This is a genomic window from Streptomyces sp. NBC_01549 (assembly GCF_026339955.1).
Lineage (GTDB): Bacteria > Actinomycetota > Actinomycetes > Streptomycetales > Streptomycetaceae > Streptomyces.
Genome location: NZ_JAPEPW010000002.1, coordinates 562,036 through 585,456 on the forward strand (window position 1 = coordinate 562,036; position 23,421 = coordinate 585,456).

Sequence of the window (23,421 nt, forward strand, 5' to 3'; positions counted from 1 at the left end):
GTCAGCACTGTGCCGAAGCCGGAAGGTCGGCCCGCTCGTCACCGCGGAGGTACAGGGCACTGACCCAGCCGTTGCCGATGCCGGCACCGCCCGAGACGTAGATCCAGATGTGGCTCGTGGAACCGTGGTCGACCTCCGTCTCGCCGGAGAGCCAGCAGAGGGCGGGGTAGCTGTACCCGGGGCGGAGTGTGCCGATCGCGGGGTAGCCGTTGCCGGGACCGGAACGGGTGGGCGCGTCGACGATGGGGACGACGGGGTACGTCGCGTAGCCGGACTGCGCCGTGCGCCCGGTCGGCGCCGCGGCCGAGGCGGTTCCCGCGGTCAGCAGGCCGCAGGCGAGCACGGCTCCGGCGAGGACGGCGGCGGCCTTGCGTCGGATACTCATGGCTGAACTCCCTGGCACGGAGGGATGATCACAGTGAATTCCGGTGAATTCCGCCGCCTTCAGCACTGGGCGGAGGCCGGCAGATTCGCGTACTGGTCGCCCTTGAAATAGACGGCGCTGCTGAATCCGTCGGCGAATCCGATCCAGATGTCGTTCGTGTAGCCGTGGTCCGTGATGGTCTGCCCGTGGGTCCAGCAGTACGCCGTGTAGGACTGACCGGCGGTCAGGGTGGCCAGGTAGGCGCTGTCCTTCGTCGGCAACTGGCGGACGTTGACGTTCTCGTAGGGCACGACGGTGTACGACTGCTCGGCGGGCGCGGCGGGTGTGGCGGCGGCCAGGTCGGCCGGGGCGAGGAAGGTGAGCGTCGCGGCGCACGTGGTGATGACGGCCGGAATACGGCGCATGAGAGATTCCCCCTGTGTGCGGTGTTTCGCTTTCCCCGCAACACTGGGCGCCGAGGGAGTGCGGCGGCAATGCCATTCCACCGTGTTCGAAGTGAGCGCACCGCGGCCGAAGATGGAGCGCGGGTGTACTGCGGTCGACCCTGTGGTTTTCGGTGGGCGGCCATCTGTCCGAGTCCATGATCTTGCTCCCTGTGGGGCCGATGCGGTGGTTACGCTCCCGAGCGGACGAATCCGATGGGGGCGGGACGGCGGCCCTCATGACGGGAATGGCTCACTGTGCGTAGGCAGCGGCATGGATCGGCCGGAAACGGCAGGGCCGGGGACCACGGCCGGGGACCCGGCGGCCGGGACACGCCCTCGGCCGCCAGGAACGGCGCCGAGGTCGTGGCGCCGCACCTGGCGTCCCCGACGACCGGCCCGGGGATGACTCCACAGGCACTGCTGGCCCTGCAACAGGCCGCGGGCAACGCGGCGACGGTGCGCGCACTGCGTGCCGACGGCGTGCCGGGCGCCACCCCGGCACCCAGACCCGCGCCCGCCGTCCTGCCCACCCTCGAAGAACTGCCCGAGAACGGTGCCGCCACCCGGCTGCCCGCGGTGCTTCCCGCGGTCGAAGAGACAGCGCAGGAGTCCGAGGAGGGCACCGAGAACGGCCGGCCGCGCGCCGCCACCAAGCGCCCCCGTCGGGCGGTCACGCGCCGGTCGGTCCCCCGGCCGACCGGTACCCGGACCGGCTCCTCCCATCCGCCGCTCGGACTGCCGCCGTATCTACGGGAGTTACGGGCGGCGGGGCTCTCCACGGCGTACGGGCTGACCGGTCACGAGTTCGTGTCCACCGCCCTCGCGACGGTCGTCGGACGGTCCGACGGCACGGTGGCCGAGATCCGCGAGGAGCTGGCCGGGCGGCCGGAGACGTTCTACGGCCAGGGCCGCTCCTTCGCCGTCGAGGGCCCGGAGGGGAAGGGGTGGTACGACGTCACCGTCACCATCTCCCGGGACGGCACCGACCTCCCCGAGACCTTCGTCTCCCCGGAGGGTGCCATGGGCAAGGGCAAGGGCAAGAAAAAACCCGACGATCACGACGGTGGGGACGGCAACGGCACCGGCACCGGCACCGGCACCGGCACCGAGGTCGACCCCCGGCAGGCCGCCCAGGGCGCGCGGACGGCCGAGGGCGCCACCATCAAGGTGGACACCCAGCACAACACCTCGGGTGTGGTGAGCCATTCCTCGGGCGGTTCGTCCAGCAAGGGCGTCAACTTCATGGCGTTCGGGCTGGCGCCGGTCGTCCCGGGCGTCTGGCTCGGCGGGGCGGTCATGGCCAACGCGCAGCCGTTCCAGTCCTCCACCGACTCCCGTGTGCAGAAGACCATGTCCGAACCGCGGGTGCTGCGCAGCGACAAGGGGTCCGGCGACATGCGGCGCCAGGTGCGCTACGGCGTACGGGTACAGCCCCAGGACGAGGGGCAGCGCGAGCGGGCGCGGACGTTCAGCGGCGCCGGATCCCTGATGATGCGGGTACCCACCGAACACCTGGTGCCCGTCACCGCCGAGGCACCCGCCCGGCAGCGCCCCCTCGACACACGGACCGCGCGGCGCGTACGGCTCGCGGACTCGCTGGCCCCGGTCGCGCTGGACGACGCGGCGGCCTCTCATCCGGGCGGCGGCGGGCTGTTCGACACGGTCCGCTCCGTACTGCACCCCTCCCTGACCTCCCGTGGTGCGCCGGGGCGGGCCCGGCTCCACGACGCCACCTCGACCACGACCGTCCTGGAGGACCTGCCCCGGCTGCTGAGCGGCTGGGTGATCGGGGAGGATCTCGCCTCCAAGGACGGCAGCGCCACGGGCACCTACCGGATGCGTGCCGATCTCACCGCCCTGGCGCCCGCCTGGACGACCGGCAAGACCCAACTGCGTACGCACCAGCAGGCGCAGCACTCGGTGTCCCACACGGCGGCCAAGGGCCGTGGGGGGACCTTCGGCGCGGGCCCGGCGGCGGGGTTCGGCGTGCTGGGCAGCGCCGCCGCGGTGCGCGCGACAGTCATGCCCACGGCCGGGGCGCGCAAGGCACGGTTCTCGGTGGCCGAGCAGACGGTGTCGAGCCGTCAGGGCGCCGAGGTCAGGGGCGACAAGGTGCTCTACCTCGGCAAGGTGCGGTTCAGCGTCGAGGGGACCGGGCCGCTCTCCCCCGCCATGAAGGTGCGCTCCGGGACCCGCACGGCCGAGCACTCGATGGATGTGTGGGTCAGCCTGCGCGCCGACGAGGCCCGGTCGCTGGGCCTCGAACTGCCCGAGGGCGTCACGGCGGGCCCCATGGTCAAGGAGCCGGGAACCGCGGACACCGACGGGAAGAAGCTCGACCCGAGGAAGGAGGGAGAATCGCGGGACGAGGCCGAAGCCGGGTCGTCGGCCGGTCCGGACACCGAGCGCCATCTACCGTTCGGCGCCATGGGATCGAGCGTGGCGATCAGCCAGCTGGACACCGCTCCCCTGCTCTCCGGCATCGAGCGGCTCTTCGCCACCGACGAGCGTCTCGCGGGCTGTCTGCCCTCGTTCGGCGCGGGATCGGGGACCGGGGTGAGCCGCGAGGAGGGCGAGGTGCAGCGGCGCAACTACCGCGAGCTGCTCACCGTGCTCTCGGAGACCAACCTGCGGGTCAACAAGGACCAGTTGCTCTCCTCCGGGATCCGGGTCCGGATGCGGCGCAAGGGCCGATGGCACGCGCACGACGTGCAGATCAAGGTCGTCGGCGCCCTGCGCGAGACGGGCTACCGGGGGGAGACGAAGGACTGGCTGGTGCGCAGCCACAGCGGCGTCACCAGCAACTCGCAGAGCGGCAGGTCCAGTTCACGGTCGATCGGCGGACTGGCGCTCGGCCAGTTCCGGCTGATCCCCGGTGCGCTGTCCGCCACGGTGCGCGGCGAACGGACCCGGCAGAGCTCCCGGCGCAACCAGGGGGGTCCGGCGACACGGTCCGACGTGCTCACCAACGGCGGTGAGAACACCAGCGTGTTCGGCGGCGCCCTGCGCCTCGACGTGGATGTCACCATGACCACACGGGAGCGGACCGCCAGACGTGCCCTCACCCCGGGCACGCCGGGGCGGGACACACCCGAGGCCGTGCACATCGCCTCGACCGCGGACACCGAGGCACTCGACCTGGCCGAACAGGACGTACGGCTGCTCACCCCGACCGCGTTCACCCTGGACACCGCCGGCAAGGACCGGCTGACGGCCAGGACCCGCAGGCGTACCGCCGGACTCGCGCCGCCGCAGCGGCAGTTCACCGCGTCGGGCATCGGCGATCTGTCGACCATGGCGCCACGCTCGCTCGCGGGCCGGGCGGTCCGGGACTGGACGCTGGTGGAGACCGTCGGAGGCGGCGGACCGATCCGGGACCTCGCCTTCGAGCTCCTGTCGAAGGCCGCGGGCCGAAACCGGGAGCTTCGGGAGGACCTCGCGCTGCAGACGGAGGGCCTCGCGCCGCGGCTGGCGATCGAGGAACGCTTCAGTCCGCAGGCCATCACCTCGGCGCTGCGGCAGGCGGTGTCCTCCGGGTGGGTGGTGAAGAACCTGCGGTACCCGCGCCGGCTCCGCGCTCTCGACGGCGCGGTCGGTACACGGTTCGCCCTCACCAACCCGGAGGTGGTCGCCGAGGGCACCGGGGCGGGTACCGAGACGTTCCTGCTCGGCGGTCACCAGATGACTGGGCAGGAAGGCAGTGCGACCTCCACGACCGTGCAGGGTGGCGCCCTCGGCTCGGAGAACGGCGCCGACTGGCGGCTGGGCGAGGGCCTTTCGGTCGGCCGGAGCGTGGGCCGGAGCGCCGCGACGGCGACGACGCTGAGCGGCACCGTCGAACGCAACGCCCACACCCCGCGCACCCGGCCCCTCTATCTGGTCCACTGCGACCTGGTGGTCCGGATGGTCAGCGAGGTCAAGGTCACGGGGGGCGGCCCGTACGTCGCGAAGGGCGAGCGGACACTGCCCGCCGCGGCCGCCGTCTGGCTGACCCAGGAGCAGTTGGCGGCCGTGGGCCTGCGCGTTCCCGGGGCCGCCGGGCAGACGTCCTCGCACGGGGAATCCGCACGCCGGGGCGCAGAGTCCAAGGGCGCGGAGTCCAAGGGCGCGGAGTCCAAGGGCAGGGAGAAGGCCGGCCAGGAGCGGACCGAGGCGTCCCGGAGCGGGGAGTCGTCGTCGCGCACGACCGCCCCGGCTGCGCCCACCCTCGCCCGGGAACTGCCGCTCGGCTTCGGCATGATCGAGGAACTGCCCGACTTCGTCCCGCTGCTGGAGCGGCTGCGTGCCGCCGTCGGGCGGCGTGACCGGTCCCTCGCCGAGGAACTGCTGCCGAAGCGGCAACTGGCCGATCCGCACGACAACACGCAGCGGCTGCTGCGCGTCCTGGACCGTGACGGGTCGGCCGGACTGCTCTCCGGGGCCATGGACGGCGGGGTGCCCGTCGAGCTGTTCCGCGGCCGCGACACGCCGTACTGGGCGGTGTTCCGGGTACGCCGCACCCGGCAGGGCACGGCCGAGGGCGAGGCGAAGGACGGCCGCGACATGGAATACATCACCTCGGCCGCCGCACAGCGGGCGGACACCCGCGAGACGAGCGACACGCGTGCCGTCGAGGGCGTCGTGGCCGGTGCGGGCAAGCCGGAGGGCGGCGGTGGTCCGCTCAAGAGCGTCGGCGGCTCCGGCGGACTCGGCGTCGGCGTCAGCGATGTCACGAAATCGGCCACCGTGGGGAGGGGGCAGCTCGGCATGAAGACCGTCGCCGAGGCCTCCGCCCGTTCGGTCAGGATGCGGGTGCCGATCGAGGCGACCCTCGAACTGCACTCGTCCCGTGGGCGGGTGAGCCTCGCCACCCTCGGCGGACAGTCCCTGGTCCACCGCGTTCTGGTCAAGGACCTCGAGGCGCTGTCGCGGCTGCGGCCGGTGCCGCGCGCGGAGGGGGGACAGACGTTCCTGCGGCCGGACGACGCCGAAGCGAGCCGGCTGGGTCCCTGGCACGGCCGCGGGGTCACCCTGCCGATGGAGGCGCAGGTCAACGGGTTCCGCGGCGCCCCCGAGATCCGCCGGGTGATCGACGACGCGGTACGGGCGGCGCACGGCGGCGAGCGCTACCGCAGGACGGGCGACGCGGCGGCGTACGCGCAGCGCGAGGCGGTGTCCACCGAGTGGCTGATCTCCGCCCTGCCACTGCTCACCGCGGCGGGGGTCGACCTTCCCGTCGTGCACGCCTCCGGGGCGCAGGGGCAGGATCTGCGGACCTCACTGCATGCACGGCTACGCGCCGGCCGCGTGCTGGGTGTCGGCGACAAGATGACCTTCGAGACGGTGGCGCAGAGCGCCCTGGACGCGCCCCGGCCCACGGGCACGGACCACCAGCAGGCGGTGGAGCACAACAAGTCGGTACGGGGGCTGGGCGGCGCCGGTGTGCTCAACGCGGACGAGTTCCGGATGAACCAGCTCCTCGGCAACGCCGACCAGGTCGGCGGCGCCACCGACACCTCGGCCCACGGGTCCGGCTCGATGCCCCTGCACAAGCCCAAGTTCGAGGCGACGCTGGTGCAGTTCACCCTGGACGTGCGGGTGGTGGCCCGGGTGACCGACCGGGGCCGCTCCGGCGCCCCGTCCGTCGCCGTGCGGGACTTCACCGTTCCCACTCCGGTCGTCCTACGGATCCCGGCGCCCGTGGCCCGCCGTATGCTCCAGGACCCGTCCAACCACGCCAAGCTCCACGACCCGGACGGCCGCCTCGGGTCCTGATGCGGGAGCGTGTCAGCCGCCCGGCTCCTCCACCGGCTCCGCCGGATCCGTCGATCGCTCGCCGATCACCGCGGTGAGCTCCGCCCTGCGGCGGATGCCCAGCTTGCGGTAGGCGCTGGTCAGATGGGTCTCGACGGTGCGCCGGGCCAGGTGCAGGAGTTCCGCTATCTCGACGTTCGTGCGCCCGTCGGCCGCGAGGGCGGCGATCCGTCGCTCACTGCCGGTCAGCGCCTCCCATCCGGTGAGGGCGGTCGCCGAGCCGCGGGAACGGCCTTCGGGCAGGGCCTCCTCGGCCAGCGCCCGCATCCGTACCGCGCCCAACCGTTCGGCGTGCTCGGCCGCCTCACGCAGCGCGTCGCGGGCCCGGCTCCGGTCCCCCGCCGCGACGAGCTGACGCCCCTGTGCGATCAGCGCGGGGATCAGCTCGGTCCGTGCGGAGGCGTCCCGCAGGATGCGTACGGCACGGTCGGCGAGTTCCAGACCTCGGCGGCCCCCGGTCGCGGTGGCGAGCCCGCGCAGCGCCCGGCCCACCAGCCGGGGGGTGTCCCACACCTGGGCGAGCCGTAGTTCTTCGCGGGCCAGGGCCAGGGCTTCCTGCGGACGGCCCAGGGCGCTGCGGCACTCGGCCGCCGCGGTCCGCCAGGGGGTGACCACGGGGCTCACCACGTCGCGTGCCGTCTGCCGGCGACCACATTCCAGGAAGTCGTCGAGCGCGCCCGCGTGATCCCCTTGCGCGGACCGCAACACGCCCCGCGCGTAGAGGAATCGATTGAGTTCCCAGGAGTCGTGCGCGTCCCCCAGGGCGAAGCTGTCGGCGAGCCGAGCCGCCTCCTCCGTGCGGCCCGTCTCGACCAGGGCGATCACGGCGTGGCCGTGCGCGTTGGCGGGATCGGTCCGGCGGCGGGTGGCCGCGGTTGCCTGCCAGTCCGCCGGTTCGGCGAGCAGATCGGCGTACTGTCCGCGCGTCGCGGCGATGTCCGCCCGTACGTTGAGCAGTGCCAGGTGCATGGGGTGCAACAGGGACGGGCTCTGCCGGTCCAGTCCTCGGCGTACCAGTCCTTCGGCCTCCACCAGTTCGTCGGCCCACTGCGCGACGGCGGCGGCCGTACCCAGCAGGAAGGGTTCGGCGAGCGCGTCGGTCGGTTCGTCCAGCAGGGCGTGGATCCGTTTCATGGCCGTGGCGGCGGGGATCAGCCCGGCCGTCGCGTCATAGCGGACCAGGAGGGCCTGACCTGCCGTTCCGACCAGGTCCGGGGAGCGCTCGGCGGTGCCGTGCAGCCAGCGGTACGCCTCCTGGCGGGTGCCCTGGTCGTGGTCCGACAGCAGCGCCGAGGCGGTCTGCAGCAGCCGTATCAGGTCCGGATGGTCGGTCAGTTGCTCGTCCAGGCCCCGCAGGACGTCCATCGCGGCGCGCGCCTTGCCGCGCCGGGCCAGTACGGTGCCCAGGGCCACGGCCGCCCGTACCCGGTCCTGCGGCATGCCCGGCAGCCGGGTCGCCTCGGTCAGCCGCGGTATCCCGGCCGAGGAGCGGGCGGCGGCGAACTCCAGGGAACCCAGCTCGGTGAGCACCATGGTCCGGCGGACGGGCGTCAACGGCTCGTCCAGGGCACGACGCAGATACGACACGGCCTCGTCGGGCCGGTCGTCCCGCACCGCGACGGACCCGGCGTCCAGCAGCGCCACGGTGGCCCAGGCCGCGCCGACCGCCGTGGTCCGCAACAGCTGTCCGGCGACCGCTTCGGCGCGGTCGCCCCGGCCCAGCATCACTTCGGCCGCCGTACGGTGCGCAGCCTGCCGCCGGGCGGTGGGCCAGCCGCTGAGCACCGCGTCCCGCAGCAGCGGGTGGGCGAAGCGCGGGCGCCCGTCGGGATCGGCGCGCAGCAGGCCGAGGCGGGTCATGGCGGTCAACCAGCCGGGCACCCGGGCGGCGTCCGCGCCCGCCATCCGGGCGAGCAGTTCGGCGAACTCTTCCGCGTGGCCCTCCTCCCACACGTCCGCGTCCAGAGCCGCGAGGGCGCGGGCCACCCCCGCCGTCGTTTCTCCGGCGCTGTCCAGCCACCAGGAGACGGCGGCCGGATACGCGCCCGGGTAGAGGGCGGCACAGGTGTCCGGCACGCTCCTCGGGGGCGCGCCGCCCGGCTCTTGTGCGCGGAGGTCGTCGAGCAGGGCGCGCAGCAGCAGCGGGCTGCCCGCGCCGGCCTGGACGCAGTCGTCCACCCAGGCCGGTGTGGCGGCGCCGACATCCGAACGGACCAGCTGTGCGGCCGCGTTCGCACTCAGCGGGGCGAGGGTGTGGGTGCGCACCAGGGTGGGCGAGAGCGCGTGGGCCAGACCGGCGGACGGCGGGTCGATGTCGTACTGGCTGCGCTCGGTCGCCACCAGGAGGACGGGCAGTGCGTCGATCCGCCGGGCGGCGTCGACGAACCAGCGGCGCGAGGGTTCGTCGGCGCAGTGGACGTCGTCCACCGCCAGCAGCAGCGGGGCCCGGGCGGCATGGGAGCGCAGCCGCCTCCACAGGTGTTCGGCGTAGGACCAGTGGTGCGGGTTGTCGTCGAAAACGTCCGGAAACAGCTCACTCCCGGCGTCTAACTGATCGGCCGATGAGAGAAGTTGGAGGACCGCCGCGAACTCCCCGGCCTCGCCGTCGGGCGAGCAGCGGGCCCGCAGCACCCGCATGCCACGGGCCGCCGCCTGCGCCGCCGTGGCCTCCAGGAGAGTGGTGCGCCCCGTGCCGGTGGCCCCTCTGAGCAGCACCAGACGGCCGGCCCCGGCACAGGCGCGGTCCGCCTCGGCGGCCACCAGCTCCAGGGCCTCGCGGCGTTCCCGCAGCGATTCGGCCTCGCCCATCGATGTCTCCTGTCGTGGACGTTTCATGATCGATCTCGTGGTACGTCTCGTGGTCCTCCACGATTGCGCGAGGCACGCCAGGCACAGAAGTCTGGGACAAGCCCTTCGGCCACTGGCGACACAGGGGCGACCAGCACGTGGATTTGGGAGAAGCGGTTGCGCAGTTCATTACGGACCACTGACGCAGGCGTGTCACAGCGGCCCGCCGACACCGGCGCGGTGGATTCCGGAAATCGCATACCGGTGGTGGTCCAGGCGCCCGACCCGATCTCCCGGGCGGGGGTGCGCAGCCAGTTGGGGCAGCACGCGGTGATCGAACTCCTCGACAGCGCGGAGGCCGGGCCCGGCATGGTGGCCGTCCTGGTCAACGAGGGGCCGGACGAGACCACCCTGTCCCGGCTGCGCCGACTCGTGCGCAGCGACGGGGCGCGTGCCGTGCTCGTGGTGAACGCGATCCGTGAGGCCGAGCTCCTCGATGTCATCGAGTGCGGTGTCGGGGCCATCGTCTGGCGCCACGAGGCCAGCGCGCACCGGTTGGTGCAGGCCGTGCTCGCGGCCGCACGGGGCGACGGGGACCTGCCCGCGGATCTGCTGGGACGCCTCATCACTCAGGTGGGATCGCTCCAGCGCACCGCGTCCGGCCAGCCCGGGGTGCCGCTCTCGGGCCTCGTGCCACGCGAGATCGATGTGCTGAGGCTCGTCGCCGAGGGGTTGGACACCGGGGAGATAGCGAGCAAGCTCTCCTACTCCGAACGTACCGTCAAGAACGTGATGCACGGGCTCACCACCCGGCTTCATCTGCGCAATCGCGCGCACGCTGTGGCCTATGCGCTCAGGGAAGGCTACATCTGAGGCGGACGGTCGATCGCACGGGGCCTGTCGGGCGAGGTACCGGACGGTTCACAGCAGACGGGTACACAGCGGGTACGCGGCCGGCCCACGGCTGGTGCGCGGCGGTACGTGACGGCACGGCGGGAGCACGACGGTGATTCACGAGGTGGACGAGGTCCTCAAAGGGCTGCTCAGGAGCGGGGCGCTGGACGGTTCCGGTATCGAGGTCGCCTTCGACGCGCCGAGCCGGGAGTGGGCCGCCCGCCGCAACGCGCCCGCCATCAACGCCTACTTGTACGACATCCGGGAGGATGTGCGGCGCCGTGAGCGCGGCGCCATGGCCGTGCGGGACGAACGCGGCGTCGTGCTGCGCCGCCGCCAACCGCCCCGCTGGTTCCGGCTGTCGTATCTCGTGACGGCCTGGACCAAGCAGCCACAGGACGAACACCGGTTGCTGTCCGCGGTGTTGGCGACGCTGCTCCCCCACGAGATCCTGCCCCCGCACGCACTGCCCGGCGCGCTGGCCGCGCTGGGGCTGTCCGTGCCGCTCTCGGTGGCGAATCTGCACACCGAGTCCCGGTCCCTCGCGGAGATCTGGTCCGCGCTCGGCGGCGAGCTGAAGCCGTCGCTGGACCTGGTGGTGACCGCGCCGTTCCCGTCGTTCCCGGAGTACGACGCCGGGCCGCCGGTCACGGAGGGCGCCGGCGTACGCGTACGCGGGATGGACGGAACCCTGGAGGGTTCGTCCGAACGACGGCATCGGCCACGGCACTTGGCGTCCACGACCGCGGCCGACACAGCCGCGGGCACGGATCTCCCGGCCGGGGACCACCCGGTCGCGGAGGATCGAGACGGAGAGAAGCGAGCGAAGTGACCCCGCACGTCCCGACGTCGGCCGCGAACGGCACCTCGTCGGCCACCGGCCACACCTCACCCGCCCGCGACACTTCGTCGACCATGGACAACGCCTCACTCGCCACCGTCTCCGAGGAATCGGCCGACGCGCTCCTGATCCGGCTCTCCCGGCTGCGCGAGCGTGTCGCGCTCCTGGTCGAGTACCGCAGTGCGACCGATCCCACCGCGGCCGATCCGCTGCGCGGCCTCTACCTGTCCGAGGACGCGGTTCGGCATCTCCTGGAGCCGGCCGGACAGGACCCCGCCCCCGAGAACTGGGCCCCGGAGCGGGGCGACCGGCTGGACCTGCTGGCGGGGCGCCTCGGACTGACCGAGCTGGACGTCCGGATCCTGCTCATCGCGCTGGCCCCGGACCTCGACCGCACCTTCGAGCCGCTGTACGGCTACCTCAACGACGACGTCAGCCGCCGCCGGGCCACCACCGGGCTCGCCCTCGACCTGTGCGGACTTCCGGCGCACCGCGCCGAGGCACGGGCCCGGTTCCATCCCTCGGCGCCGCTGCCCGCACTGGGCCTGATCGTGGTCGAGGAACCCGAACGTCCCTTTCTGAGCCGGTCGTTGCGCATACCCGACCGGCTGATCGCCCACCTTCTGGGCGACGAGACCCTGGACGCCGCGCTGACCGGCCATGTCCACCGCCTCCGGGCGCCGGTCCGGGGCGAGCCGTACGACGAGGTCTTCGTGCGCAGGCTCGCCGACCGGCTGGCGGCCGCCCCGCTCACCGTCTATCTGCGCGAACACCGGGCGGGAGACGGCCTCGCCTGCGCCTCGGGCGCGCTGCGCGCCGCATCGGGTCAGGAGGCGCTCCACTTCGCTCCGGGCGACACCACCACGCAGGAGCCGATCGCCGAACTGCTGCGCGAGGCCCGGCTGCGTGACTGCGCGATCGTCGTGTCGCCGCTGCCGGAGGACCCCGCCCCGCTGATGCGGGCGCTGACGGTGGCGGACGTGTCCGTGCTGTTCACCGACGCCCGCCCGTACGATCCGCACTGGTGCGACCACCGGGATCCGCTCGTCCTCGACGCACCCCGGCTGCGCTCAGGAGCGGTGGACGCGTGGACGGTGGCGCTCGGCACCGATGGCGATGGCGAATCCTCCGCCGATGCCGCACCCGAACCGGAAGCCGCCCTCGGCTTCGACCTCGCCCCGGTCGTGGCACCGTACCGGCTCGGTGGCGATCGGATCCTGCGCGCCGCCCGTGCCGCGCGGCGCCTCGCCGCGTTCGACGGTACCGCGCTGACCGCCACTCATCTGCGGCTGGCCGCCCGGCAGCAGTCCGCCTCCGGACTGGAGCGACACGCGCGCCGGATCCGTCCGGACGTCGGCTGGGAGGATCTCGTCCTGCCCGACAAACCTCTGGTGCAACTGCACGAGTTGGCGTTGCGCGCCCGCCACCGTGACCAGGTGCTGGGCGACTGGCGGCTGAGCGCGGGCGGCGGCCGCGGGCGGGGCGTCCTCGGTCTCTTCGCGGGCGATTCCGGCACCGGCAAGACCCTGTCCGCGGAGGTCGTCGCCGCCGAACTCGGCCTCGACCTCTACGTCGTGCAGCTCTCCTCGATCGTCGACAAGTACGTGGGCGAGACGGAGAAGAACCTGGAGCGCATCTTCACGGAGGCGGACCGCACCGACGCCGTGCTCCTCTTCGACGAGGCGGACTCCGTGTTCGGCAAACGGTCCGAAGTCAAGGACTCGCACGACCGGTACGCCAACATGGAGAGCTCGTATCTGCTGCAACGGCTGGAGTCCTTCGACGGCATCGCGCTGCTCACGACCAATCTGCGCGCCAATATCGACGAGGCGTTCACCCGCCGTCTCGACCTCGTGATCGACTTCCCGTTCCCGGACGCCGGGCAGCGGCTGGCCCTGTGGCAGCACGCCCTGACCCATGTGCCGTGCGCCGAGGACACCGATCCGCGCGCCGTCGCCCGTGACTTCGAGCTGGCCGGTGGTTCGATCCGCAGCGCCGTCGTCACGGCCGCCTACGGCGCCGCCGGCCGCGGCGCGCCGGTCGACACGGCCGACCTTCTGGAGGGCGCGCGCCGCGAGTACCGCAAGGCAGGCCGGCTGGTGCCGGGCGAAGGCACCTGGTAGCTCCTCACCTGAGTGGTCGCGCGGGCGACCCTGCCCGGCCGACAGTCGTCGGCCGGGCAGGGTCGCTTCACACGGTGAACTTGACGGCCTCGAGCCAGAGCAGGTTGCTCAGGGTCCCGCCGAAGATGTAGTTGTCGCCGCCGGGCTCGTCGCAGCCCAGGCCCTTCCAGCCCTCGTTGTGGACGTGCGCGGTCTGGCAGACGACGCTCTTGCTCTGGCCGACGTTCATGGCGAAGCCCAGCATGTACGGATCGTCCTTCTTGGTGCTGCCGATGTAGAGGTCGGCGCCGTCGACCACGCCCTTCCACGGCCCGTCGTAGTGCCCCTTGCCGTCGGTCGACTGGGGGTAGTGGACGAAGGCGCTGGCAGCGGTGCCATCGGTGTCGGACGTGGCGAGGTTGAGGGACTTGATCGGGCGGTTCTGTCCCACCGTGCCGGCCACGGCGCCGTCGCACACCGGTTTGGTCCAGCCCTTGTCCGTCAGATAGGCCCTATAGCAGATGTGCCGTCCGGGGTCCTGCGCGGCCAACTGCGTGACGGCCGTCGCCGCCGTGTCCTCCTGCGGCTTGGCCGACTCCTTCGGCTCGGCCTCCGCCGAGGCTCCGCCGCCGCCCCCTCCGCCGCCGCTCGCGGACTGTGTCTCGGTCGCCGCGGGCGCGACCGGGACCTCGGCACTGGGCGAGGGAGGCGTGGGCGGTGCGACGGAGGCCGAGGGGCTGGGCGGCAGCGTGCTGATGCCGGCTTCCTGGAGTTTCTCCGTGGCGGCCGTGCGTACCTGGGGCTTGTACGCGATCCACAGCATCACAAAGGTGATCGCGAGCGCCATGAACACACCCAGGAACGTGGCAAGCCAACGCGGCAGAAACCCGCGCTGCACATACGTACCCTCCACCGGCTGCGGCCCCGTACCCGACCGCTGAATCGCCAACGAGTACGGCCGCTGCTCCTTCGACCCGAACCAGATGATCTGCCGCGGCTTCAACGTCGCCCTCACGAACACCGCACGACCCGGCTCCACCTGCACATTACTGGGGTGGATGTCGTACGACAGATGATCACCGTTGTCACTGCCACTGACCGACGCCGTCAGCCTCGTATTACCGAGATTGTCCACCGCCAGCTTCGGCCGCCCACGAAAACGCCCCTTCACCGTCGGAGGCACCAACTCCGCCCGCACCTCAGTGAACGGCGTGATCGTCAGATTCCCCTCAGGAACCGTCGTCGCCTCCGGATGCTCCGTCGGCGTGATCCGCACCGCGAACGGATTCGGCCCCGCCACCGCATCCGGAGAACGAGGCGGCGAAAACGTCAACTCCACCGTCCCCGTCGTCCCCGGATACAACCGCAACGTCTGCGGCTCCACCACCGTCCAGGGCGCCACATCACCCACCGGCTCGAACCGGTACTCATCCACCACATCACCGGTATTACGCAACCGCAGCCGCACCTTGGTACTGCCACCGGGATCCACAGTGCTGGAGGCAGGCTCCAACGAAGTCCAAAGGCTCACCCCGTCGACGCTATGGGGACGACGGGCTCCGGTCAGGAGACCAGAGGGCAGAAACGCTGCCCGAAGGTCTCCTGACACGGCACCCGGGCGAAGCGCCAGACGTCATGTGGACCCACTCCATGGCCCATTCGGGCAAAGGGTCTGCTCCCGAACAGGTCCCCTGTGACCTTGTGGGCCGGGCGGAGCGCGCTCGCATCATTCTTCTGGTGAGTTGTGTGACCGTGCGCTCGGCGGACCACACGCGGACGGCCGAGGAGGCAGACGGTGCAGGAACGCCAGACAGACCAGCAGCAGGCCCGAAAAGGTGGGCCTGCCGACCGGGCGGCTGCACGGCGGACGGACGGGGCCGCGGGCGTGGGCCCGGTACCTGGAGCAGCCCTGCTGCCCGGCGGCGGATTCTCCCCGTCAGCCCTGACCGCGCTCCAGCGCACCGCGGGCAACGCGGCGGTCGCCGGACTGCTGGCCCGGGAGGCTCACGAACACGGCCCGACGTGCGGGCACTCCGCACCGGTGCAGCGATCGGCAGTCCATGACGTCCTGCGCAGCACGGGAAGCCCGCTCGAGACCGGGGTCCGGACAGAGATGGAGGCCCGGCTCGGCGCCGACTTCTCCGACGTACGCCTCCACACGGACGCCGTGGCGCAGCGTTCCGCGGCGGAGATCGGCGCCCATGCGTACACCTCCGGCAGCCATGTGGTCCTCGGCCCCGGCGGCGCCGACAAGCACACGCTCGCTCATGAACTGACGCATGTGGTCCAGCAGCGGCAGGGCCCCGTGGCGGGCACCGACAACGGCAACGGGCTGCACATGTCCGACCCCGGGGACAGCTTCGAGCAGGCGGCCGAGGCCAATGCGAAACGCGTCATGTCCGGGCCGGTCCCCCTGGAGAACCCGCCGGTGTCCGCCGGTGCGGTCGAGGCGGCTCCGGTGCAGCGCGCCGCACTGCCGATCCAGCGGGCCCGCATGTTCAGCGGGAAGATCGCGTTCACCAACGTGGCCAACAAATACCCGGAGTACTTCGGCAAGGCCCAGCGCGTTCTTCAGTTGCTGTCGGAGCACAAGCTCATCCAGGACTACCTCCGCGGCCGCCCGTGCGACATCGTCCTGGAGAAGCGGATCGCGGACACTCCGGCCGAGGTCAAGGACAACGGGGACGAGGGCGTGAAGGTCATTCTCGCCGCGTACTACTTCGAGAACTACGACATCGGCTACATCGTCGGAATGCTCTCCCACGAGTTCGGCATACATCCTCTCGCGGAGGCAAAACCTCAACTCCTCGACGAGGAAAAGCATCTGAAGGGGATGCCCTTCCCCGTGCCGGGTCTCGAGGAGCAGCCCAAGTTCATGAACTCGGATGAGGCGAAGCAGGCCGACCACGTGCTCGGCGCGATCCCGCAGGGCCCCCGCTACGGGGTCTACAAGGCGGTCACCAAGGAAATGGCGGAACGTCTCCTGCAGGACGTGAAGGGCAAGGTGGAGGGCGCGAAGCAACAGGACGTGACCGACCTTCTGGACTGCTTCCTGATGGATGTCGCCTCCATCGCGGCGACGAACGACAACCGGCTCCTCGGAGCGCCCGCGAAGAGCGGATCGGAGGCGGTCCGCAACGACATCGCGCAGGTCTACAACCGCTACCGTGCCCTGCTGTCGGCCGACTTCCCCGAAGACTCGCCGATCAAGCCGCTCTTCCCTCCGGAGAAAACCCCTGAGGCGGTCAAGCAGGACTTCCTGACGCTCGCCGCGAGAATCGCGAAGGGCGCCGCGTGGGCGTGGAGCATCAGCAACTAGTACGGCGGAGCGCAACCAGCACGACAGAGGTGTGCGTGCCGGTCCTCGCGGTGCCAGCGCCCCTCCGCCCCAACAATCCCTCTCCTGGATTGCCCCTGGGGGCAACGCAGCTGCCCCCGACCAGGCACCGCAGGACGTTTCGGGGGACGCGCTTCGCGCGTGAGGGTGAGTGACGTCCCATCTCGTACCCCGAGGAGAGCAGAGCATGCCGTCCTACCTGTCGCCGGGCGTCTACGTCGAGGAGGTGGCCAGCGGCTCGCGTCCGATCGAGGGCGTGGGCACCTCGGTGGCGGCCTTCGTCGGGCTCGCCCCGATCGGCCCCCTGAACGAGCCGACACTGGTGACCAACTGGACACAGTACGTGGCGGCCTTCGGTGAGTTCACCGACGGGTACTACCTCGCGCACTCCGTCTACGGCTTCTTCAACAACGGCGGCAGCGCCGCCTACGTCGTCCGGGTCGGCGGAACGCCCGGCGGCGCCTCGGGCGACTCCGCGGCCCCCGCCGCGGTGACCGGCTCCGGCGCGCAGGCCGCGCTGCCCCCGGGCGAGCCCAAGCAGCTCGGCACGTTCTCGGTGAGCGCCGTCGCCGGCGGCTCGTTGAGCGTCGAGGTCGCCGACCCCGAGGGCGAGGGCCCGGCCGAGCGCTTCAAGCTGATCGTCAAGGACGGCGACAAGGTCGCCGAGACCTTCGACGTGACCGCCAAGAAGGGCGGCCGCAACTACGTGGTCACCCAGGTGAAGGAGCGCTCCAAGCTCATCGCCGTACAGGAGGCCGCGCCCGCCGCCCAGCTGGCCCGCCCCGACAACCAGACGGTGGCGCTCGCCGCCCCGTCCGCCTCCTCCCCCGCCGTCCCGGCCACTAAGGACGACGGCCACCCCGGCCCCGCCCAGTACCTCGGCGACTCCGCCGACCGCACCGGCTTCGGCGGCCTGGAGGCCGTGGACGAGGTCTCGATGGTGGCCGTCCCCGACCTGATGGCCGCCTACCAGCGCGGCGCCATCGACCTGGAGGCCGTCAAGGCCGTCCAGCTCGGCCTGATCGCGCACTGCGAGCTGATGGGCGACCGGGTCGCGGTCATCGACCCGCCGCCGGGCCTCAACGCCCGTCAGATCCGGGTGTGGCGTCAGGAGACGGCCGGCTACGACTCCAAGTACGCCGCCCTCTACTACCCCTGGATCAAGGCCTTCGACCCGGCCAGCGGCCAGTCCCGGCTGATCCCGCCGAGCGGCCACGTCGCCGGCATCTGGGCCCGTAACGACTCCGAGCGCGGAGTGCACAAGGCACCCGCCAACGAGGTCGTACGAGGAGCGGTGGACCTGGAGCTCCAGATCACCCGCGGCGAGCAGGACCTGCTCAACCCCATCGGCGTCAACTGCATCCGCGCCTTCCCGGGCCGCGGCATCCGCGTCTGGGGTGCCCGCACCATGTCCTCCGACCCGGCCTGGCGCTACCTCAACATCCGCCGGTACTTCAACTACCTGGAGGAGTCGATCCTGATCGGCACCCAGTGGGTGGTGTTCGAGCCGAACGACCACGCCCTGTGGGCCCGGATCCGGCGCAATGTCTCCGCCTTCCTGGTCAACGAGTGGCGCAACGGCGCCCTCTTCGGCTCGCGGCCGGAGGAGGCGTACTACGTCAAGTGTGACGAGGAGACCAACCCGCCGGAGTCGGTCGACCTCGGCCGCGTCATCTGTGAGATCGGCATCGCGCCGGTCAAGCCCGCCGAGTTCGTGATCTTCCGGCTGGCCCAGTTCTCCAGCGGCAGCGGCGAGTTGGAGGAGTAGGACCGCCCTCTCGGCCATCGGCCGCCAGCTCCGCCCCGTACGCCCAAGAAACCTAGAAGGACAGAGAACAGATGAGTCTCCAGCCGGGTGACGCCCTTACTTCGCACAATTTCGGCCTCCAGATCGACGGCGTGATGGTCGAGTACCTCGCGGAGGTCAGCGGCCTCAGCATCGAGCAGGACGTCATCGAGTACCAGCAGGTCTCCTCTCAGGGCATCCCCGTCACGAAGAAGCTGCCGGGCGTGAAGAAGGCCGGCACGTGCACGGTGGTCCGCGGTATGACGCAGTCGGCGGCCTTCAACCAGTGGATCACCGAGTCGGTCGCCGGTCAGATGAGCACCGCCCGCAAGAACGCCACCATCATGGTGATGGACTACATGAACAACCCGGTCAAGCGGTACAACATGCGCAACGCCTGGTGCAGCAAGATCGACACCAGCACCGTGAAGGCGGGCGAGGCCTCCGCGCTCACCGAGACCGTGACGATCACCTTCGAAGAACTGGTCATCGAGTAATGCGCCGTACGGCTCCCAGGGCGACGGCCGCGGCCGTCGCCGAACCGGAGCCGGAGCAGACCGCTGCTCCGGCTCCCGCCCCGGCCGCGGCTGCACCCGTGCAACCACTGCGCACCGAGTTCGAGTTCGAGCTGCCGCGCGGGTACGTGGACGACTCCGGCACCGTGCACCGGCACGGCGTCATGCGGCTCGCCACCGCCCGCGATGAGCTGGTCCCCTTGCGGGACATGCGGGTGCAGGAGAACCCGGCGTACCTGTCGGTCGTGCTGCTCGGCCGGGTCATCACCCGGCTCGGCACACTTCCGCTGGTGCACGACGGGGTGGTGGAGAACATGTTCGCCTCGGACCTCGCCTTCCTGCAGGACTTCTACCGCCAGGTCAACGCGGAGGGCCACACCCGTGCCGCCGTGACCTGCCCGCACTGCGAGGAGCCGTTCGAGGTCGAACTCGGCGGGAGCCGCCTGGGGGAATCGTGACGTACGCGACCGACCGCATCCAGGAGGAGATCGCGTACATCGCCTATCACTTCCACTGGAGCCTGGAGACCATCCTGGATCTCGAACACCGCGACCGGCGCGGCTACACGGAACAGATCGCGGCACTCGTCAACCGCGGCGCCGGAGAAGGGTGACACGGCGTGGGGCTTTTTGATCGGCTGCGGGGCGGCGGATCCGAGCGGGGGTCCGGCAGCGGTTCCGCCGCCGCGTCCGCTTCCGGACCTGCCGGTGCCGCGGCTCCGGCAGGTGGTACGGAGACGGAGACGGGCGATACGTCCACGGCGGGCGGTTCGGGGCGGGCAGCCGGTGCACATGTGGTCCGGCCCGCCGCCTGGCCCGCGCTGCCACCGATCCAGCGGGCCACGGACCGGCCGGGCTCCGTCGCCGACGCCGGGTTCGGCGGCCGACTGACGACCTGGCAGAACCCCTCCTTCACCGGCACGCTGTCGCACGCCGTCCTCGACGGCGCGCCCGGCGGACTGGTCAAGGGCGTGCTCGCGGCCCCGGTGGGACCTGCCTCCGGGCTCGAACTCCCCTGGCTCTCCCTGCCGGTGGCCTCGGCCGACGCATCGGGCGAGGGGACCGATGCGGTGTCCGTGCAGCGCATGAGTTCCCCGGTCTCGGCCCTCGGTCCGACGGGCCCACGAGTGACGCCCGCCGCGCCCCGGGCGACGCGGCCGACCTCGCTGACCAAGGCGCCGGCCAGGCCCGCCGTACAGCGGCGGGCTCTGCCGACGGTCAAGCCGCCCGCGCCGCGACCCTCCGCGCCACAGCCGTCCGTATCGCCGCCGCCCGTATCGCATGCGTCCGCACCGCAGCCGCCGTCGGCGCCCGCGGTCACCGTCCCGACCACCGGTGGCCGTGACGGTGGCAGGGGCAGTGGCCGTGACGGTGGCAGTAGCAGTAGCAGTAGCGGAACGACGTCCGGTTCTGCCGCTTCCGCGAGCGCTTCCCGGACATCGGAGACTGCTCCCCGGGCTTCGGCCGCCCCCGCCGGGGCCGAATCCGCCGCACTCCCGGGTTCCGGGGCGCCGACTGCCTCCACCGGCCCGGTCCCGGCTCCCGTCTCCGGGTCGCGATCGCGCGACGGTTCTGCCGCCAGGTCCGATCTTCCGGTCCAGCGGAGTACGTCGGGCGGTTCCGTGCGTACGGGGCTGGGGGCGCCGTCCGCTGGGGACGGGCCGTCGGCCGGGACATCCGTACCGGTGTCCCCCCTTCCGGCGGCGCCGACCGCTCCGGTGACTCCGGTGACTCCGATGGCTCCGGTGACTCCGATGGCTCCGATGGCTCCGATGGCTCCGGGTGTCAGCCCGGCTGCGGGGGCACCGCGTCGACGCTCGGGGCTGGGCGCGCCGTTGTCCGCTCCGCCTTCGAACGCGGCGCCGGTACAACGCCCGGTGCAGCACGCGGTGCAGCGTGCGACCGGAACCCCAACGGGACGACCGGGAGTGCCCGGCGGTACGACGACTCCCTCCGGGACGACGTCTCCCAGGCATGGAGCCCCGTCCAGGGACCTGCCTGTTCAGCGTGCTGTGTCTTCCCCGACCCCGGCTCCCGCCCCGGCCTCGGCTCCCGTCCCGGCGGGTTCCACCGCGCCAGGTACGGCCACGGTGGGCAGCCCTGTCGTACAGCGGGCCGTCGTAGCGGCGTCTCGCGCTCAGGAACGTACGAGTGCAGCGGAGACAACAACAAGTCCCCCGCCCCTGCCCGTCGCACGGGCCACGGCGGAAAGCTCGGCGGGCAGGGGGGCCGTCGTCCCCCGGCAGGACGCCGGCGGGGAACCAGTCGCTCCCGCCTCCCCGTCGCCGCGTCCACAGGTGCGCGCGCTCGCTCCCGCACGCGCGCTGACCTCGCTGCCGCCCGCCACGCCCCCTGCCGACACGGTCCAGCGCCGGACCGCTCCCGCCGCCGTACCGCTGCGGCGCGTCGCCTCAGCCGAGAGCGGCCGGAGCGGGTCACGTTCCAACGGCTCCGGCGGCGGGTCTTCGAACGGCCCGTCGGCGCAGCGTGCCGGCGGACCCGGGCCGGCAGGAGCAGCCGTCCCGGCAAGGGGCACGTCCGTCGCCCCCGGTGTGGCCGTAGCCGGACCGGCTCCGGCTTCGGCTTCGGCTTCGGCTTCGGCTTCGGCTTCGGCTCCGGCCCCGGCCCCGGCCCCGGCCATACAGCGTTCCTCGGCAGCCGGGGCCCCTCCCGTGTCCGGCGGCGGCCTGGTACCCCGTCCGATACCCCGATCACCTGAGGCACCGGGGACGGCACCCTCGTCGCCCAGGGCTCACGGGTTGCCCGGTGGCGCCGGTGCCGTGGTGCAGCGGGCGGTGTCGCAACCGTCCGTCGGCGGACCCGTCGCCGTTGCCCACGGCCGTACGGCGGCGCGCGGCCCCGAGGCACCCGGCTCCGGTGCTCCGGTCCTCCGGCGCCTTGCCGCCGTCCCCCTCGCGCGGCCCGGCACCGGGGCGAGCGGCCCATCGGCGCGACGGAGCCCGACCTCCACGGGTCCCGCGAAGCCGTCGACCCCGAGCTCGCCGACGGCAACCGCCTCTGCAATCCAGCGCGTTGCCTCCCCGACTCCCCCGACACCGCAGCCCGGTGCGAGTACGTCGTCGGCAACACCCGCCGATGCCACGGGCCCCCTCGCCCCCCACGCCTCCGCTCCTGTTCCCGCACCCGCACCCGCACCCGCACCCGCACCCGCACCCGCACCCGCACCCGAGCATCCCGGCATCGCCCGTACGAACGTCGCCGTGTCCGCCCCCACTGTCCCCACTGTGCCCACCCTCTCCGTCGTACAGCGCTCGGCAGTTCGGCAGTCCGAGACCCCGACACCCGCGCCACAACCACAGGTGACCGCGAAGCAGCACCGCGCGCCTCGCCCCGACGCCACGACCCCACGCCGTCTCGGCCTCGGTGCCCCAGTCGTCCAGCGAGTCACCTCCGAGCCCGCCCCACTGCGGCAGGCATCCGACACGCCCGCCGTTCAGCGTTCATCCGCCCCGGGCACACCCACGTCTCGACCGTCGGGTGGACTCACGCTTCCGGCACAACCGACGCCCCCGACGCCCCCGATTCAGCCCACGAACCCGACAGCCCCGACGGCCCCAACGCCCCCGACGACATCCGCGAGCCCCACCCCCCGAACGGCCGTCCCCCTCAACGCAACCCCCGCCACCCCACCCTCAGCCCTGCCGGTGCAGCGCTCCTCCACCACCTCTCCTACACCCACTGCCACCGCACCTGTCACCCCCGTCGTGCCCCCTGCCCTCCCCTCAGTCCAACGGGACGTCAACCCGACATCCCCTCCCGCGCACTCCCCCGCCTCGTATCCGCCACCGCCACCCCCTCCTCCGAGCGGCCCCCCGCCCCCGTACTCCGCGACCGAGCCGCCGCGCCGGCCCCTGCCCTCGCATGCCTCGCGCGAGGAGGAGGCCCCTCCCACGTACACCGCCGTCAACTTCGATCCCCGCTCCCTGACCCAGGGTCAGATCGACGAGTTGACACACAAGTTGGCAGGGCCGATCACCCGCTTGCTGCGGACCGAACTCCGTCTCGAACGGGAGCGGATCGGCAAGTTGCGCGATCCCCGTCGCTGACCTCCACCACCCCGTCCGACACCTCTCCCCGTACGACACCCCGAGAAAGGCCGATCCCCGATGGCCACCGATCGAGACCCGGGCTCCACCATCTTCTTCACCCTGACCATCGACGGCGAGAGCCTCGGTTACTTCAACGGGTGCGAAGGACTCTCGTCGCAGGTGGAGATCGAGCAGCGCCAGGAGGGCGGCAACAACGGGTTCGTGTGGCAGCTTCCGTCCCGTGTGACCTTCTCCAACATCCGGCTGACCCGCCCGCTGACGCCGGACACGGCGAAGGTCGCGGCCTGGGTGTCCTCGGTGACCACGGGGGTCAAGCGGCCGACCGCGCAGATCGCGGCGTTGCGCGCGGACGGCTCGGAGGTGGCCCGCTGGGGTCTGCTCGACGTGCTCCCGGTCAGTTGGCAGGGGCCCTCCCTGGACCCGGCCAGCCCGGCCGTGGCCACGGAGGTGCTGGAAATCACCCACCACGGGTTCACGGACTAGGGAA

General features: G+C 72.1%; 13 protein-coding genes and 1 pseudogene. 10 read left to right on the plus strand and 4 right to left on the minus strand.

From position 1 onward, the window contains the following. Position 1: 1 nt before the first annotated feature. Together OG819_RS37175 and OG819_RS37180 are read right to left on the minus strand one after the other, a co-directional pair. Positions 2–385, minus strand: coding sequence for an SH3 domain-containing protein (locus tag OG819_RS37175; protein ID WP_266653496.1), 384 nt, complete (start codon positions 383–385; stop codon positions 2–4). A 59-nt stretch (positions 386–444) separates the two neighbouring features. Next, positions 445–789, minus strand: coding sequence for an SH3 domain-containing protein (locus OG819_RS37180; protein WP_266653498.1), 345 nt, complete (start codon positions 787–789; stop codon positions 445–447). Positions 790–1,212: 423 nt separating this feature from the next. On the opposite strand from OG819_RS37180, the pseudogene OG819_RS37185 reads away from it, so the two are divergent. Next, a pseudogene (locus OG819_RS37185) lies at positions 1,213–6,561 on the plus strand (hypothetical protein); the annotation flags it as partial. 15 nt (positions 6,562–6,576) lie between these two features. Here OG819_RS37185 and OG819_RS37190 read toward each other — a convergent pair. Then, a complete protein-coding gene (locus tag OG819_RS37190) occupies positions 6,577–9,411 on the minus strand; it encodes an AAA family ATPase (protein ID WP_266653502.1) in 2,835 nt (944 codons plus the stop codon). Positions 9,412–9,600: 189 nt separating this feature from the next. Here OG819_RS37190 and OG819_RS37195 point away from each other — a divergent pair, with 189 nt between their 5' ends. From OG819_RS37195 to OG819_RS37205, 3 genes are all read left to right on the plus strand, one after another. Continuing rightward, complete coding sequence (locus tag OG819_RS37195; protein WP_266653504.1) at positions 9,601–10,263, plus strand: response regulator transcription factor; 663 nt, start codon at positions 9,601–9,603, stop codon at positions 10,261–10,263. A gap of 133 nt (positions 10,264–10,396) precedes the next feature. Beyond that, complete coding sequence (locus OG819_RS37200; RefSeq protein ID WP_266653506.1) at positions 10,397–11,116, plus strand: DUF4255 domain-containing protein; 720 nt, start codon at positions 10,397–10,399, stop codon at positions 11,114–11,116. 83 nt (positions 11,117–11,199) lie between these two features. After that, complete coding sequence (locus tag OG819_RS37205) at positions 11,200–13,248, plus strand: ATP-binding protein (protein ID WP_266655458.1); 2,049 nt, start codon at positions 11,200–11,202, stop codon at positions 13,246–13,248. Positions 13,249–13,315: 67 nt separating this feature from the next. Here OG819_RS37205 and OG819_RS37210 read toward each other — a convergent pair whose 3' ends face one another. Beyond that, positions 13,316–14,758, minus strand: a complete 1,443-nt coding sequence (locus tag OG819_RS37210; RefSeq protein ID WP_266633374.1) for a hydrolase — start codon at positions 14,756–14,758, stop codon at positions 13,316–13,318. Between the two features lie 378 nt (positions 14,759–15,136). On the opposite strand from OG819_RS37210, the gene OG819_RS37215 reads away from it, so the two are divergent. The 6 genes from OG819_RS37215 (at position 15,137) to OG819_RS37240 (ending at position 23,417) form a co-directional block, all read left to right on the plus strand. Further along, on the plus strand, positions 15,137–16,546 hold the full coding sequence (locus tag OG819_RS37215) for a DUF4157 domain-containing protein (RefSeq protein ID WP_266655460.1): 1,410 nt from the start codon (positions 15,137–15,139) through the stop codon (positions 16,544–16,546). A gap of 205 nt (positions 16,547–16,751) precedes the next feature. Beyond that, complete coding sequence (locus OG819_RS37220) at positions 16,752–18,332, plus strand: phage tail sheath subtilisin-like domain-containing protein (RefSeq protein WP_266633370.1); 1,581 nt, start codon at positions 16,752–16,754, stop codon at positions 18,330–18,332. Positions 18,333–18,403: 71 nt separating this feature from the next. Beyond that, positions 18,404–18,847, plus strand: coding sequence for a phage tail protein (locus tag OG819_RS37225; protein WP_054230236.1), 444 nt, complete (start codon positions 18,404–18,406; stop codon positions 18,845–18,847). After that, complete coding sequence (locus OG819_RS37230; protein ID WP_266633368.1) at positions 18,847–19,323, plus strand: hypothetical protein; 477 nt, start codon at positions 18,847–18,849, stop codon at positions 19,321–19,323. The genes OG819_RS37225 and OG819_RS37230 overlap by 1 nt, the downstream gene beginning before the upstream one ends. Beyond that, positions 19,320–19,478: a DUF6760 family protein gene (locus tag OG819_RS37235; RefSeq protein WP_095856654.1), complete on the plus strand. Its 159-nt coding sequence runs from the start codon at positions 19,320–19,322 to the stop codon at positions 19,476–19,478. Before OG819_RS37230 ends, OG819_RS37235 begins: the two co-directional genes overlap by 4 nt. Before the next feature lie 3,513 nt (positions 19,479–22,991). After that, on the plus strand, positions 22,992–23,417 hold the full coding sequence (locus tag OG819_RS37240) for a phage tail protein (RefSeq protein WP_054235291.1): 426 nt from the start codon (positions 22,992–22,994) through the stop codon (positions 23,415–23,417). Positions 23,418–23,421: the final 4 nt, after the last annotated feature.

Coding starts and splice junctions, on each gene's coding strand:
- OG819_RS37175 (WP_266653496.1), bottom strand. CDS start 385: ATGAGTATCCGACGCAAGGCCGCCGCCGTCCTCGCCGGAGCCGTGCTC.
- OG819_RS37180 (WP_266653498.1), bottom strand. CDS start 789: ATGCGCCGTATTCCGGCCGTCATCACCACGTGCGCCGCGACGCTCACC.
- OG819_RS37190 (WP_266653502.1), bottom strand. CDS start 9,411: ATGGGCGAGGCCGAATCGCTGCGGGAACGCCGCGAGGCCCTGGAGCTG.
- OG819_RS37205 (WP_266655458.1), top strand. CDS start 11,200: ATGGACAACGCCTCACTCGCCACCGTCTCCGAGGAATCGGCCGACGCG.
- OG819_RS37220 (WP_266633370.1), top strand. CDS start 16,752: ATGCCGTCCTACCTGTCGCCGGGCGTCTACGTCGAGGAGGTGGCCAGC.
- OG819_RS37225 (WP_054230236.1), top strand. CDS start 18,404: ATGAGTCTCCAGCCGGGTGACGCCCTTACTTCGCACAATTTCGGCCTC.
- OG819_RS37230 (WP_266633368.1), top strand. CDS start 18,847: ATGCGCCGTACGGCTCCCAGGGCGACGGCCGCGGCCGTCGCCGAACCG.
- OG819_RS37240 (WP_054235291.1), top strand. CDS start 22,992: ATGGCCACCGATCGAGACCCGGGCTCCACCATCTTCTTCACCCTGACC.